At 35.6% G+C, this 15972-nt stretch carries 12 protein-coding genes; 5 read left to right on the plus strand and 7 right to left on the minus strand.

Going from position 1 to position 15972, the window contains the following annotated elements; all coding sequences use genetic code 11:
• Nucleotides 1-61: 61 nt before the first annotated feature.
• Nucleotides 62-2677, minus strand: coding sequence for a carboxypeptidase-like regulatory domain-containing protein (locus tag K4L44_02200; GenBank protein ID QZE14693.1), 2616 nt, complete (start codon nt 2675-2677; stop codon nt 62-64).
• A gap of 294 nt (nt 2678-2971) precedes the next feature.
• Complete coding sequence (locus tag K4L44_02205; protein QZE14694.1) at nt 2972-3784, minus strand: GLPGLI family protein; 813 nt, start codon at nt 3782-3784, stop codon at nt 2972-2974.
• A gap of 1237 nt (nt 3785-5021) precedes the next feature.
• Here K4L44_02205 and K4L44_02210 point away from each other — a divergent pair.
• From K4L44_02210 to K4L44_02220, 3 genes are all read left to right on the plus strand, one after another.
• Entirely contained in the window at nt 5022-7376 is a 2355-nt protein-coding gene (locus tag K4L44_02210; GenBank protein ID QZE14695.1) for a TonB-dependent receptor, read from the plus strand.
• 1 nt (nt 7377) lies between these two features.
• Nucleotides 7378-8625 (plus strand): DUF4374 domain-containing protein, encoded by a 1248-nt coding sequence (locus tag K4L44_02215; GenBank protein ID QZE14696.1) that lies wholly within the window; start codon nt 7378-7380, stop codon nt 8623-8625.
• A gap of 67 nt (nt 8626-8692) precedes the next feature.
• Nucleotides 8693-9805, plus strand: a complete 1113-nt coding sequence (locus K4L44_02220; protein ID QZE14697.1) for a PepSY domain-containing protein — start codon at nt 8693-8695, stop codon at nt 9803-9805.
• 161 nt (nt 9806-9966) lie between these two features.
• Here the strand turns inward: K4L44_02220 and ubiA are convergent, their stop codons facing one another.
• Nucleotides 9967-10827 carry a putative 4-hydroxybenzoate polyprenyltransferase gene (gene ubiA, locus K4L44_02225; GenBank protein QZE14698.1) on the minus strand — a complete coding sequence of 287 codons (861 nt, stop codon included), beginning with the start codon at nt 10825-10827 and terminating at the stop codon, nt 9967-9969.
• A 236-nt stretch (nt 10828-11063) separates the two neighbouring features.
• Here ubiA and K4L44_02230 point away from each other — a divergent pair, with 236 nt between their 5' ends.
• Nucleotides 11064-11441 (plus strand): SRPBCC domain-containing protein, encoded by a 378-nt coding sequence (locus K4L44_02230; GenBank protein QZE14699.1) that lies wholly within the window; start codon nt 11064-11066, stop codon nt 11439-11441.
• Nucleotides 11442-11504: 63 nt separating this feature from the next.
• On the plus strand, nt 11505-12455 hold the full coding sequence (gene corA, locus K4L44_02235; protein QZE14700.1) for a magnesium/cobalt transporter CorA: 951 nt from the start codon (nt 11505-11507) through the stop codon (nt 12453-12455).
• Between the two features lie 34 nt (nt 12456-12489).
• On the opposite strand, the gene pgl is transcribed toward corA, so the two are convergent.
• From pgl to K4L44_02255, 4 genes are all read right to left on the minus strand, one after another.
• Nucleotides 12490-13203, minus strand: a complete 714-nt coding sequence (gene pgl, locus K4L44_02240) for a 6-phosphogluconolactonase (GenBank protein ID QZE14701.1) — start codon at nt 13201-13203, stop codon at nt 12490-12492.
• 10 nt (nt 13204-13213) lie between these two features.
• Nucleotides 13214-14725 (minus strand): glucose-6-phosphate dehydrogenase, encoded by a 1512-nt coding sequence (gene zwf / locus K4L44_02245; GenBank protein QZE14702.1) that lies wholly within the window; start codon nt 14723-14725, stop codon nt 13214-13216.
• 82 nt (nt 14726-14807) lie between these two features.
• Nucleotides 14808-15407, minus strand: coding sequence for a 4'-phosphopantetheinyl transferase superfamily protein (locus K4L44_02250; GenBank protein ID QZE14703.1), 600 nt, complete (start codon nt 15405-15407; stop codon nt 14808-14810).
• On the minus strand, nt 15400-15972 hold the full coding sequence (locus K4L44_02255) for a gliding motility lipoprotein GldD (protein QZE14704.1): 573 nt from the start codon (nt 15970-15972) through the stop codon (nt 15400-15402). The genes K4L44_02250 and K4L44_02255 overlap by 8 nt, the downstream gene beginning before the upstream one ends.

The raw sequence follows: 15972 nt of genomic DNA on the forward strand, positions 1-15972 counted from the left end.
CAAAAGAAAATATGTATTCTGAAAATCGACAAGATTGTTTGGACTATCTCTTTCGATTAAATTAGAATCTAAAGAAAACGTTTACCATATAACTTCGAGGTCGTAGCTTATAGCTTTTATATATGTTGGTATAGCCATTCTGAAGGGAATATGTGTATGTTTCTTGATTGAATAGATTATTGGCTTCAAGCGTGATTTCACATCTCTTAGATATAAAATATGTCATCTCTGCACTGGCCATCGCCAAGTCATTATGAAGATCCTCTTGTTGGTTGTCGATATAAGTGCCTTTGAGTTTCATTACAAATTTGTCATTGGGAATAAATCCTAAAGTCATGATTTGTTTCCAGTCTTGTATGGTGATCCCTTTGCTGTCCAAGGGGCTCGTAACCTTTTGATTCGAATAGTCTACCTTATAGGTTATACTAGACCATTTTGTGGGGTGTATGTTGATCTTAGGGCTGATAGAGTAGAGCGTAGATTGATAGGGTGATGCTTCATTATTTTGGTAGATGACATTGTCATTTTTCCAATACAGTGAACTCATGGATATTTTTCCTTTTAAAGCAGATATTCCTTTGGCGATATTCCACATGGCAATCCAGCTTTCTGATTCACTCTCTTGATCTATAAATGTATTTATCTGATACTGGTCGTAAAAATATCGATCTCTTGTTTGATGGATATCGTTCCATGACTTGGTGATACTTATATCAGAGAAAAGTGCATCCAGAGCATTTTTGTATTTTAGGCCTAGGGTGATGTTTTTGCTCATGCCAGCTTCTCTATTTTGATGTCCAACAGAGAGGTTCCAAAAGTCCTGCATAATCATACCAGAGTAGAACCTTTGTTCATCGATAGGAGTCTGAGATATTTTTCCTGATAATGAGGTGGATAGTCTTGCACTCAAAGGAACACGTATATATAAACTTGATGACAAAAGGAGCATAGAGAAATCTGTCTGCTCATTTTTTATCATATCATCATATCGATAGGGGACGAAAGAGAGAGGAAAAGTCAATTTGGCTTCAATGGTTCTCCTCTTATACTCCAGTTCTGGACCGGCATACAACCTAAGGTATTTCATCGTTAGATCATTAGATGTCGGAATTTTATCTTTGTCTATACCATCTAGACTGCTCTCTAGAGAACGGCTCAATGCACTTGCTCCTAGTCTAAGTCTGAAAGACAGCGCATCCTTATAGAAAGAGATGGCACTATTGACATTTGCAAAGTATGCTGTAGCGTTTACTTCTTGTTCTTGGTCAGTCTCGTCATTCACCACATTTAAATTCTCTTTCTTATTCTGATACGATACATAGGCATTCAAAGTATAGGCATGCTTCTCTTTTCGTTTTACCAACTTCAATTTGTTTGAGAGTAATCCTGTCGGAATATTGGCAATTTGATTATTGGGATAAGATCCGTTGTTTGTCATATTTAGATCCGACCATGAAAAGTCACTCTTAAAAGTATTCTCCAAAAATAGTGTCTTCGTATTACAACTTAGTACCACATCCCCCAGGATGTGATTATTCTTATCGGTGGCTTCTTCGATGATCTCACGAACTATATTTCCATCAGGTAGGTAGTCTGTAATCTTTGTATATACGTCAGACTCTAAACGATTGTTCGTGTAATTAATTTTTGTACTTAATTCAAAATCGTCTCCTATTCCCCAGAGATTATTTAGACTCACCAAATTGGAGCGATTAAATCGAGTGTAGTCTGCATCTATATTACTGATATAGTCGGGGTGAACGTCTATATAGCTATGCAGCTTATAACTATTAGAGAAGGGGTTTAAGAGATCTTTAAATTTAAAGTCACGGGTCTCTCTGGTAATATCATCCCCTGTGTTATTCGACTTACAAAGATGGAAGTTTTGTGCTTTTTTGCTAAATTTCATTGCAAGTCCTTCACCATTCCATAGAAAGGGTTTATATCCTGTCCCTGCTTTTACAGTTCCAACCCATCGTTTTTTAGCATCTGCTTTCAATCTAATATTAATAGCTGGATTTTGTGATACCGAAAGATCCTCCATAGCCTTAATTGGCTGATGCCTCTCATAGACCTCGACACTTCCCACATCCTCTGGGTGAACGTTATTGGTTGCCAATCCATACTTTGATCCCATCAAATCGCGACCTTCAATATAGAACCTATTGATTGGAGTTCCGTTATATTTTATTTCCCCTGTTTTACTCACTTCAATACCTGGCATCTTCTTTAGTACATCCGCTAAGGATTTGTCCTGAATATCTGAGAATTTGGATACTATATAACTAAGGGTATCTCCTTTTTCATTGATTCCTTTGGCATTGACGATCACCTCCTTTATTTCAGTGGCTTTCTCCTCCATCTTTATATTGTAGTGATGTTGTTCTTTTGTGAGAAGCACCGATTTGGGGGCAAATCCCATCATGGCAAAGTTTACATAGTGTTTCTCCAAAAAATAGGGAGTCTTCAGGGTGTAATTGCCATTAGATGAGGTCTTGGTAAATCGGATTATTTTATTATCTGAGGTCCGGATGGTGACCATTACATCTGGGATAGGCTGGTTTGTCTTCGATTCAACTACCTTTCCTTGAATAATATAGTTTTCTGCTTTTGCCTCGTTAAAAGAGGTCTGTAAGGAGAAAAGAGTGCATATCAGTATTGTATATAACGATTTCATAATACTAAATTATGGTTAGGTGGGCTATTGGTGAAAAAAGTATAAATGCACCGAATATTGTAAATTACAATTCACTTCTTTATATTGAGATGAAGATCGGTGCTTCAAACGAATGCGGTTCTTTAAGTTTTTAACGATTGGTCTTGGAATGAGAAATTATCGTAATCAGTAGCGTTGTAGGTTGTGTTCACCATGTGTCATAAAAAGGTTGTGTAAAAGAGATCCACTTTTTCATATACAATGACACTCTAAGTGACAGTATCATCTCTACCTTACTTCTCAATATCTTACAGCTTAATAATCACGTTCTATGATATCGTATCTCATTACCTTTTGAACTTCGCCTGCTCCTAGGTCTATTCCTGTTTGCATCTCAATGGAGCCTGATATATCCCTTAAATACTCTTTCTTGGCTTTTAGGAATTTTAATCGTTTGGTTTTTATGAATTTATGATTCCCAACTTCACTTTTTCTCATGATGATAGGATTATTTCCTTTCTTTATTCCTTTTAGAGTGAAATGATATTGATTTCCTGAATCATATACCTCTGTAATCAATCCTGGTAAGCCACAAAACTTCCACGGCCCATCGCTAATGGGAACCTCTGGTGTGAACCATGCCATCCATTCTCTGCCTCTGAAAGTACATTTTGCAAGTTGACATGTGTAGTTCAATACGGTTTTAGTACTATCAGTCATTTGCCATTCTTGTGCATTTAATTCATCTTCATAAATATAATCCTGCATCATAAGTCCATCTGTAACAGTCATTTTTCCTTTGGGATAATCTTTATAGACATAGGTTTTCATCCGTTTCTGAGGAAATGCACTATTACTCTTCAAGGACTGAGAAAACATGGATTGGGCAACCTTATTCCCATCTGGAAGAGCAAAAATAGAATCTACTTGATTGCTATAGAAACTATAGCATTTGGACATTTTGCTTCCAACTTGTAGAACTAGCAGGTCGTTGCTCATCTTCATCGTTAATGTATCCTTAGTAAAATCGAGCTCGTAGAGGCAATTCAGAACCTCTTCATCAAGTTTTTTCCCGTACACACTATTTAAGGACAAGACAAAGAAGATTACTAATATTTTTTTCATCATATTTCGATATTTATTTAGTTCTATTGTGAATCGATTTCAATACATATTGCCTGTGATAAGGCAATAGGCTCCATACAATAACTAATAATTTTGGACTTGTACTCAATCATATATCTGCAACTTTTATCGACTTTTTATCTAGTCGTTTCAAGATGCTTATCTCTCTTTTCTCCTACTATACCCTAAGAAGCTTATCCGTTTTGAGGTATATGAATGATGCCTAAATATTTCGAATTAAGTTAAATAGTATAAATAAATGTAAATAAATATATTCACTTAAACAATTTAAGATGCATGTTTCATAATCATTTAGAGATCATATTTCTATGTGGTAACGTGATATTTTACACAGAACTATCCTTTGATTTGCTCTTTTAGAATGAATGAATAACCAAGCTTTAAGCCGTGATTGATTATATCTTTGTCCATGGTTTGTTGACATCTCGTTCATGCTTCAGCCATCGAATCGATGGAGAATCGATGGAGAATCGATGGACAAACCATGAACAAACCATGGACAAACCATGGACAAACCATGGACAAAGTACCTATGAAACCATGTTCAGACTCCTTTTAAAGCACTGTCCAAAAAAGTGTGTAAGTGATTTGTATTTATCTCCTATTAATATCCCAAAGGTATACATTCTAGAAATGCTTTGATTTTGCATAGGAATCATATTCATTTGATAAAGAGGTATCGTGATATCTGATTGATCTTTAAGAGGTCCGTTGTTTTGGGTAAGTGGCTAGGTACTTGTTCAATGGATTAAAAATATCTTTTAGAAGTATGATATTTTCATTGCAACCTTTACTGTATGCAAACCCAACTACTCCATTTTATTATATAAGCTACAAGGTCTTGTATTTCACGTATTTGTTTAATAAAATGTACATTTAATTCTTTCAAATCTTGCGTATTATACTTCTCATTATTTTCACCTTAACCTTCTATTTATTGCATTTTAAATAAGGAGCAGTTGATTTGTTGCTTTCAACGTTATGTATATATAAACGATATAATTTTCATTTAGATGTTTTGTATCCCTATAATGAGGTATCTGTGATTGTCTTTGTAAATTACTGTAATACAGTTGTATATATATTGTTGTAGGTGTTTGTATTTACATTAAAGGATAAAAGAGTCTTAAATTATCATTGGTTTTAGGTATTGAAATCGCAGTAGTGGAAGTATAGTTTTGTTTGGTAAAGAGTAATAAAACCAAAATATTATACTTGCATGAAACTTATTAGTAAAGCGTGGATGCCTATTATCATGCTTATCATTATGTCATTTTCTGTATTTGCACAACAGAAGATCACTTCCACTAGAATCAAAGTCATTGATGCTAAGGGCCAGCCCATTGTTGGCGCGGTCGTTTATTTGACATCGAATAGAGCACACGCAATTACAGATGTAGATGGTCTGGCTATAATTGACCTGCATGGTGCTGGAGAAAAAGATAGTTTGAAAGTACAATATCTAGGATACGATAGAAAATCAATCGCTACGAACTCCAAAGTGTTCCAAAAAAAGGAGATAAAGATAATTCTTAAATCATCGGATATCTCTTTGGATGATGTGGTGGTTCAAGGCTATTCTGAACAATCAAAGGTGGAAAGATCTAGCTTTACGGTGAGTGCTATTGATACGAAAGAATTAAAGGGTTTGACCAAAGATTTAAATGAATCATTAAATGAAGTCCCCGGTGTAAAAGTGCGTCAACAAGGAGGCATGGGAAGCAATTATAATTTTACAGTCAATGGTTTTTCTGGCAGTCAAGTAAAGTTTTTTATTGATGGTATTCCGATGGAATTTATGGGAAGTTCTTATGGGTTGAATAGTTTACCAATCAATATGGCAGAGCGAATTGAGGTGTATAAAGGGGCTATTCCTGTCTATCTAGGGGCTGATGTATTGGGTGCTGCAGTCAATATTGTGACCAACCAAAAGCGCCAAGATTATGTGGATGTATCTTATTCATATGGCTCGTTTAATCAGAATCAATTTTCTGCTTTGACCAAAACATATTTATCAGATCATGTGGCATGGTTTACCAATGTTATTGGGAATTATGCGGATAATGATTACAAGGTGAAAGTGGATATTTATGATGTGAATGATTTTTCATATCAAGGGACTGATGAAGTAAGACGTTTTCATGATGGATATAAGAGTGGTTCTGTAGAAACAGGGCTTAGTTTTGAAAATTATTCGTGGGTTGATAAGTTGACATTACGTGCAATTTTTTCAGCAGACTATAAGGAACAACAGACCGGTATGAATATGACGCAGGTGGCTGGGGAAGCTTTTACTAAAAGTAAGATGTTTATGACATCTCTTCTATACCAAAAAAACCATGTAATATCAGAGGATAGTAAACTAAGGTTCTTTGCATCCTACAATAGGAATTTGGCATCGGTGGTGGACACTAGCTCAAATAAGTATAATTGGAATGGTGATTATAGTACAAGTGATATTGGAACTTCAGGAGAGCTTTTAAGATATAAAACAGATTTAACTTTCCATGATCAAAGTTGGATGGGGAATTTGTCCTATGAATTGCCTTTAAATGACAAGCATAAGCTGATTTTCAATAATACGACTAGTTATTTTAGACGTGTTGGTACGGATGATGTGAATCCGTATGAGATACCTTATAAAGAGCCTAATATCTTATTTAAAAATATATTTGGAGCATCTTATGTTTTCGAGCCTTGGGGAGATCGATGGAGTACCTCTATTTTCTACAAAAATTATCATATGAAGTTAGAGTCTGCGAATGCTCAATACAGCACCTATGAAAAGGTGGAAAATAATTATCAAGATAATGGAGGAGGTGTCTCTACCACTTTTTTCTTTTTGGATGATTTACAGCTAAAGACTTCTTACGAAAAAACCTATCGCATGCCAGAACCTATCGAAGCTTTGGGTGACGGTTTATTAATACAAAATAATGCCAATTTAAAACCAGAAAAGAGTGATAATTTGAATGTTGGCCTTTTGTGGAAAAAAACTAAAGGGAATCACCATTGGATGATAGATGTAAATTATTTTTATCGATATTCAAAGGATTTGATTCGTTTGGATGTTGGTGGGGTGGTTAGTTCTTATCAAAATTTATCTGCAGTTTCTGGTAGTTGTTATAACATTGATTTAGGTTATCAGTATAAAAGACGTTGGAAACTTCATGCGAATGCTACTTATCTAAATGATGTTAGCAAGTCTGATGAGTACGGCTTTTATGATGTGAGAATACCGAATAAACCTTATCTGTATGGAAATATAGGTTTAACGTATACTTTCCCTCATCTATTTAATGAGATGGATTCCTTCAGTATAACATGGAATACAAACTATGTTCATGCTTTTTATTTGGCTTGGCCTAATATGGGTTTGGCAGAATCCAAGTATACGATTCCAATGCAATTGTCTAGTGACTTGTCTCTTTATTATCAATGGTCGAAATCCATTTCAGTTGCTCTCGCTTGTACCAATATATTCGATGCCGAATTGTATGATAATTACGCACTACAAAAGCCAGGTCGTGCTTTTTCAATAAAACTTAGATATAATATAACAAAACAAAAGTAAGATGAAAAACAATAAATTTGCCTTCATGTTTTGGTCAATTTTCTTTTTGGGACTCATTGTTTCCTGTTCTAAAGATGAAGTAAAGACAGAACAAAATAATAAAACAAAAACTCCCTATGTTGTTGCTTTGAGAACGAAAGCTACAGGAGGAAGTACTGCAGATTATCTACTTTCAGTAGGAGATTTAATGCGTGGTGAGATTACTGGTGTTGGGCATGGAGTAGAGCAGATCGGGTGGAGATATTTTGATTCTACGCCAGGTCGATATCTTAGCATTGGATACGGTGATAATAATGTGCTTGGCTATACTGTGAATACCGAAAGTGGTGTCTTAACAAATTATGGAAAGATGGTATTCGAACGACTTGATATGAGTGCTCCAGTAGATGACCAAACGATGCTAGGTATTGGAGCCCCTTGGGGTGGTGGTACAGATATTTGTACCATGATGATTATTGATACTAAAGGGCTTAAAGTGACGAAGTCAAAGAAAGTCAAATTGAGTAATATGACCTTAGAGCCTAGCCAATACTTGTGGCCAACCTCTGCACGAATTGTAAATGGAAAACTATTCCTTTCGTTTTACCTTGTAGAAGGAAAGTCATTCAATACTCCTGTTACAGATAAAGCTTGGGTTAGTGTATTTGATTACCCTTCTTTAGATTATGTGAAGACGATAGAAGATACAAGAACAGGACCTCTAGGTCAATATGGAAATAGTCGTATGATGGTGAAAACCGAATCTGGAGATATTTACTGCTTCTCTTCTTGTTCTAAAGAGGCTGGATTTGATACTGAAACAAAGCCATCTGGTGCGGTTCGAATCAAAAGTGGACAAACAGATTTTGATTCAGGATATTTCTTCAATATACAAGATGCTAGTGGAGAGGGGTATGAAGTGGTTTATACCCAATATCTAGGAGGTGGTAAAGTTTTTGCTCGTGTTGTAACAAGTAGTGGTGGGGATGTTAAATGGGCTGCAACCTCAGATAAGGTTGCCCCTTGTCGTTATGTTATTCTCGATATTTTTCAAAAGAGTGTAACAGAGATTGCCAATCTACCAAAGTGTTCTGGTGGGTATGGGGCTTACTATCTATACGATAATGGTAAGGTCTATGTGCCTATTCATGATGCCAATCAAGAGACCTATGTTTATCAAGTGGATCCTGTTAATGCAACAGCTGTAAAAGGGGCAAAGGTAAACGGTATTGATCTTCCTGGAATATTTAAGGCAGAGAAAGCTTTGTAATACAATAACTATCAATACACTCAAAAGGGGCTTCTTATTTGAAGGAGCTCCTTTTATACATATTATTATGAAAAAGAAATTGTTTTTGATCCATCAATATGTTGGATTGATAGTTGGAGGCTTGATGTTTCTTACTGCAATTAGTGGTGCATTGTATGTCTTTCATGATGAACTGTTTCAAGTTTTTCATCATGATGTAATGTATGTGCAAAAGTCTGGATCCACGACGCTTCCTGTAGATCATTTGATAGGGATTGCCAATAGACAGCTTCCTAATGATATGAAGGTAACAACCAGTAAAATGTTGCATAACCCGATGCGAGCTTGGGAGTTTAGATCATATCACCAAGATCAGGATGCAGTAACATATTTTGGTTGGATTAAACAGGATAAAATTGTATATATTAATCCCTATACAGGAAAGGTTCTTGGAGTATTAAATCATAAATACGAATTTTTTCAGTTGGTAAAGATGTTTCATTGGAGTTATCTTCTTCGAACGGAATATGGACAGCCAATTGTAGGAGGGGTTACAGCACTTTTCTTTCTTTGTTTGATTACGGGATTATGGCTTTGGTGGCCTAAGAATGGGGTAAAGAGGAGTAGTTTTAAGTTTCGTTATAGAAAGAGTTTTAAGGTTTTGAATAGAGATATTCATTTCACTTTAGGAGCCCTTACTTTTCCATTGGCTTTGATCTTAAGTATTACTGGGATGGTGTGGTCTTATCGCTGGGTGATGGGGCTTGTCTATTTAATATTTAACCTTGGGGTTCATGATTATGATGCATCTCAAGTACAATCAACTCCTATGGCTACTACGACTACTACTTATGAAAAGATCTATCGAAAGACCCAAACTCTTTATCCTTCATTATATTATATCTCTTTATCAAGACCTAAAACAAAGAAGTCTCCAGTGCAAGTTTTTGTGAAGACTTCTCCTTCTGTCTATTATAATAGTGCAAGCTTGTCGTTTGATCAATTTAGTGGTAAGCTCCTTCGAGAGCAGTCGTATGATAATGCTAGTAGTGGTGAAAAAGCGATACGGATGAACTATGATATTCATGTGGGAGCCATCGGTGGAATCTTGGGTAAAATCTTGATGTTTCTAGTATCCCTTATTCTTTCCTCATTACCCCTTACGGGTTATTATCTATGGTCATTAAAGAGGAGAAAATAAGGTGTAAATAAGAGTATATCTGATTTTTTAAGCTACTCGAAATATAGAATTCTCTAATACCATCCAATTATCGAAACGTTAATTATGGAATGGTTTATATTGATATATCGAATATGATAGGTTGAAACTAGTTGTTTTTGAACAACTAGTTTCAATACTACCTAACAAAGTATTGCAAGAATAATTCCAACAGCGAAAATAAAACTGGCAAAGCCATTGGTGGTACCAAAAGCAATGTTTACTCTAGATAGGTCATTGTGTTTTACAATGCTGTGTTGGTATATAATTAGCGATGTGAAGATAAGCGCTGCAATGGCGTAAATGAATTGGTTGTAAGGCCATATATAACCAATGACCATTAAGATACCAATGACAAATAGATGGGATAGCTTTGAAACGCGCAATGCGTTTTTTACTCCTAACAAAGATGGAATTGAGTAGAGTTGGTATTTCGAATCAAAACCAGCATCTTGACATGAGTATATAATATCAAATCCTCCTACCCAAAAGAACACCAAAACCCCGAATAGTACAGGAATGATGTTAAAATGCGCTGTAACAGCCAAATAGGCACCAATAGGAGCAAGGGCGAGTCCCGTACTCAATACATAATGACAAAGGCTAGAAAATCTTTTCATATAGCTGTATACAAGCACTGTTGCAATTGCAATAGGAGAGAGGTAGAAGCACAGGTTGTTTAAAAAATAGGTCGTTGTTATAAATGCGATCACATTGATCCATATAAAAATACGAGCTTGGGTAACGGAGATCTCTCCTTGGGGTATCTCCCTATTTTTAGTTCTAGGATTTTCTGCATCATATTTTCGATCTACCAACCTATTGAATCCCATTGCTGAATTTCTTGCAAAAATCATACAAAGAATAATTAGAAGGAGGGTAGAGAGTTCAAAAGTTCCAAGCTGTTTGTAGCCTAAAGTGAAACCAATGAATGCAAACGGCATAGCAAAGATTGTATGCGAGAACTTTACTAAGCGAAAATATTTTTCAATTTTATGTAACATGAGAATTAATTCTAATCAAATAAGTATGATGCAAAAGTATAATAATAATTGCAATCAATAAATATGAAAAAGACAATAAAATAGATATAATTGGGATGATAATTTTTCTGTTAAATTAAAAACCTATACTTTAGCATGACGAAAAAAAGAGGGTTCTCTTTGATCAAAAATAGACTTCTTTTGTTAAATAAAGATAGAAGTGAGAGGTTTATCCCTTCTATCCAAAGTGGAATTGTATGAAAGATTACAAGAAGTATTTTACATTATCTGGATCTCCTGAAGATATATATAATTGTCTTACCAATCCCGTAATGATTGAGATTTGGACTGGCGAGCCAGCAGTGATGCCGAAAGAGCCTGGAGGTGAGTTCTCTATGTGGGATGGTGCAATTTGTGGAAAGATATTAGATCTTGTCCCGAATAAACAGATTGACCAATTGTGGTATTTTGGAGAAGACCTTTATTCTCCAGTTTCAATTAAGTTACACCCTCATAAGAAAGGAACGAGCGTAGAGGTAAAGCAGACTAATATTCCAGAAGATGCGTATGATAACATCGCTGAGGGCTGGGATGAGGATTACTTTGGTGCTCTGGAAGAACTTTTTGAGATCTAATAAGCTTGAATCGTATCTTTGTCTCCTCCTTTCATAATTTATGTACATACAAAGAGATTTGTTATGATAAATTATATCTACAGCGATGACAATGGCTATCACTTTTCTTCTTCTTCTAACTCTCTACAGGATTTAGATGGAAAAGATCTTTTATGTGTTGATTTAGAATCTCCTTCTTTCGAGGAGAAAAGTATTGTAGAAGAGTATTTTGATATTACTTTTTTAAGTTGGCATAAAGCCGAAGAGATTGAGAGTAGTTCTCGTTATTCTGAGAATGGAGAGGTGGTCCGTGCGAACTCAAACTTTATGCGAGTTGTCGATGGTAAGTTTGGTTATACGCCTGTCTCTTTCATCATAAAGAACAAGATTCTATTTGCTTATCACTCTGAAAAGACTAATGGTTTTTATCAAGTGTATGAGCGCCTAGTTGGTCAACCTTCAATGGATTTTACTGGATGGTATGTATTCTTAACTCTATTAGATGTTCGGATTGATTTTGATGCGGATTTGATAGAGTTTGTTGGCCGTGAAATTAATGCAATTAGTCAGCGTATTCGTTTTAAACAGGAGTTAGAAGAGCGTCTGATTTTGGAGATCGCGAAACTACAAGAGGCAACCATGTTGTTACGAGAGAATATTGTCGATAAACAAAGAGTGATGTCGTCTATATTAAAAAGTAGACGTTTTCCTGAAGACGATAAGGCTCAATTGAGAATGATGCTGAAGGATGCCGGTTCCTTAATTGATCATACTGCTTTTAGCTTTGAGCGATTGGACTTCCTTCAAAGTACTTTGATGGGTTTGATTGATCTAGATCAGAATAAGATAATTAAGATTTTTACTGTCGTAACAGTGATTTTCTCTCCACCAACTTTAATAGCAAGTATGTATGGTATGAACTTTCGATTTATGCCTGAACTTACATGGAAGTTTGGATACCCATTTTGTATTTTTCTGATGATATCTAGTTCTCTATTAACTTTGGTGTTTTTTAAGAGAAAGAAGTGGTTATAAAAAAAGGCTGTTTTGTAGAAACAGCCTTTTTTCGTTATTCAACATCTTTATCAATAAACCAGAGAACTGGTTTATTGCTCTGTATATGATATGCTGGATATTGAATCGCATTAGTACTTTGATTTTTAATTTCGTTAAAAATATCTTTTTTATCCGCTCCTGTAACAAGAAAAATAACTTGTTTTGATCTGTTGATTACAGAACCCGTTAAAGAGATTCTTTTCTGTTTTGTGATTGGATGTGTTGCTACGACACAAATTTCCTGTGATGTAATATACTCAATTTGGTGGGGAAAAATACTTGCGGTGTGTCCATCATCTCCCATTCCAAGAAGGATGAGATCGAAAATAGGCCAAGTGTCTTTCTTCGAGATATGTGTTTCGATAAGCTCGCCATATCGCATTGCTTCACTGTCTGGGTTATTTGTCCCATCAATTGGATGTACTTGCTCTGAAGAAAATCCTGTAGGTTTAACAAAATACTCGTTGAAATAGAGAAAGTTGCTCTCCGGATCATCCATTGGAACACAACGTTCGTCTACCCACCAAAAGTGTACATTTTTGAATAGATCAAGGTGTTTGCTTTGGGCTAGGTATTTGAATAGTATTTTTGGCGTGTTTCCTCCAGAGATTGCAATATGAATTGCTGGATGATCTTTTACATCATCCAGCCAATTTTCTATCCAATCTATTAATGCCATTGCTATATCTTCTTTGTTCTTATAAGATATATATTGAGCTTCTTTCATGGGTTATTTTTTAAAGTTCACAGTAGTAACCATCATTACTTAGATTCTTACAAGGATACCTCCATGTTTGTTCATCTCCTTCAATTAAATTATCTGCTTCATGAGGTCCCCATGTTCCTGCAGGATAGCCAAAAATAGGCGCATCGCTTTTTTTCCAATATTCCTGTATTGGTTTTACAAACTTCCAAGCCTCAATAACGGAGTCTCCTCTTGCATAAAGTGTTGCATCCCCAATCATGCAGTCAAGAAGTAGTCTTTGATAGGCAGATGGCAACTCTTTTTCTGAAAGGGTGTTGTAGTGAAAATTCATATTGACAGGTTTGGTAACAAATCCTGATCCAGGTTCTTTCATTCCGAATTTCATCAATATCCCTTCATCTGGTTGTATTCTGATGATCAATTGGTTGTTGATCTGAGGAAGTTCTTTGCCTCCAGAGAAAAGGTGGTGAGGAGAGTTTTTAAAATGAATAACCATCTCAGAGACTCTCGTTGGAAGTTTTTTTCCTGTTCTGATATAGAATGGTACATTGCTCCATCTCCAATTGTTGATATAGAATTTGATTGCAGCGAATGTCTCCGTTCTAGAGTTCTCATCGACCCCTTCTTCTTGTCTGTACCCTTTAATCTCCTCGTTCTTTATACGAGAAGAGATATACTGTCCGCGTACTACGTTGTTTTTTATTTGCTCGTCAGATGTGAATGGTGCAAAGGCCTTAAAAACTTTGAGTGTCTCGTTTCGAATAGCATCAGCCTCTACTTCTACAGGAGGCTCCATTGCAAGAAGACCAACAAGTTGCAGTAGGTGATTTTGGATCATGTCTCTTAGTGCCCCCGACTTATCGTAATATCCTCCTCTCTTTTCCACTCCAAGACTTTCAGCAGAGGTAATCTCTACTCTTTCAATGAAGTTTCTGTTCCATATTGGTTCGAAGATTGCATTTGCAAATCTTAGTACCAATAAGTTCTGTACTGTCTCTTTGCCAAGGTAGTGGTCTATTCGGTATATTTGGTGTTCCTCAAAGTTGCTTAGAAGTTCTTGGTTGAGTTTAAGCGCACTTTCTAGATCTGTACCAAAAGGTTTTTCGACAATTAATCTGCTGAAGTGCCCCTCTTCTTTGTTTAGTCCAACCTCTGCAAGATTTTTAGGTATTATGGTATAAAGAGCAGGAGGAGTAGAGAGATAGAAAATCAAGTTTTTTTCGATATTCTTCTTTTCACACAGCGTATCAATCCTACCCTTTAGTTTTTGGTAGTCCTCTATGTTGTCAGGTTGTACCGGTTGATAATGAATGATTTTTTTAAACTCTTCAATGCTATTTTGGTCCTCCTCTTGAAGGAATTCGGTGGATTTCGTTCTAAATTGTTCGTCGGTGAATACTGTGCGACTGGCTCCAATTAGAATGAAATTTTCTGGAAGACTTTTTTGGATAAAAAGTTTATATAGAGATGGAATTAGTTTTCTTTTAGTAAGATCCCCTGATGCACCAAAAATGATGAGTGCTTGCGAAATTGGTCTATTCATTTCCAGTAATTATTTGTTTCAACAATCTTTTCAGACTAAAGATAGATAATTTGGAATATGAGACAAAGAAATAAAGACTAATTTATCTTATAATGTAACATAAAATATTGTCCTCTAGATGAATGTATTGAATATTAATGATTTCGTTGGTGCGAGAGAAGTGGATTGTCTTGAAATCTTTAGATACTGTAGTCTCAGATAGTAGGTCCACAGAAGGATATTCTAGTATTTTATAGACTGCTTCTTTTGCACACCATAATTTAAAGAGGTCTAGTGTGTCGGATGTTTGTTCCTTTTTGTTTATGAATCTGTCTTTAATATGAATGATTTTACGATGGATGTTTTCTACATCGACGGCTACATTATGCGTATTAGAGATGATGACTGCCACATAATCCATGGAGTGAGAAATGGAGAGGTGTGAATCATTAGATCTGAGATATGGTTTCCCATTTGAAAGATAATTAATTTGAGGATACTCCCCATTTAAAAGTAGTTTAACTAACATGCGAGAAATAATCCACTCTCTTTTTCTCCTATTATTTTTTATCCTTTTAATACGTTCTATGTCGTCTATAGAGAGTCTAAATGTCTCAATATCTTTCTCTTCTACCTTACTGATTTTGCAAATTGCGAGTGTCGCATGATGAAGATTGTAAATTTCTACATGGTCCTTATTCATTCCAATGGGTTGTTTCAATCAGTTCTACGATATCTTTAGTAATAAAGTTGATAACAGGTTGTAGACTATCTTGGTTTGGTACATTATGGAAATATAGAGCACCACGAAGGAAATGTTTGGTTGAATCTGTTAAGTAGAATTGCATTGGAGATGCAGCATTCCCTTCGATTGTATAAACCAAACCATACGTTTTATTCGTATTGTTTACATACTCTTTCTGTTCGATAGCATCTGCCCTAATAGAGTGTTTAAATGCCCACTTGTGTGCTTCTTCTATTAAGATAGGTAGGTTGTTGTTCACATCAAAATAGCTTAAGTAGATCTTTGCCCCATTTTTAGGGAAGCTTACTTCGTAGAAATCATCTTTCTCTTTTGCTTTTTTTCTATAAAAAGTAGTATAGTCTGGAATGGAGAAGTTGAAAGTCTCTGCGAATGTTTTATGATATGATTTTTCTGGTAGGGTAATTCTAAAATATCCCCTAGGTTTAGGAATACTATGGTCTTTGCATCCCAACAACTGCGTTAAAGAGATCAGGAGGAATAAATAGCATATAATATTTTTCAT

Source organism: Prolixibacteraceae bacterium (genome assembly GCA_019720755.1).
GTDB lineage: Bacteria > Bacteroidota > Bacteroidia > Bacteroidales > Prolixibacteraceae > Halosquirtibacter > Halosquirtibacter laminarini.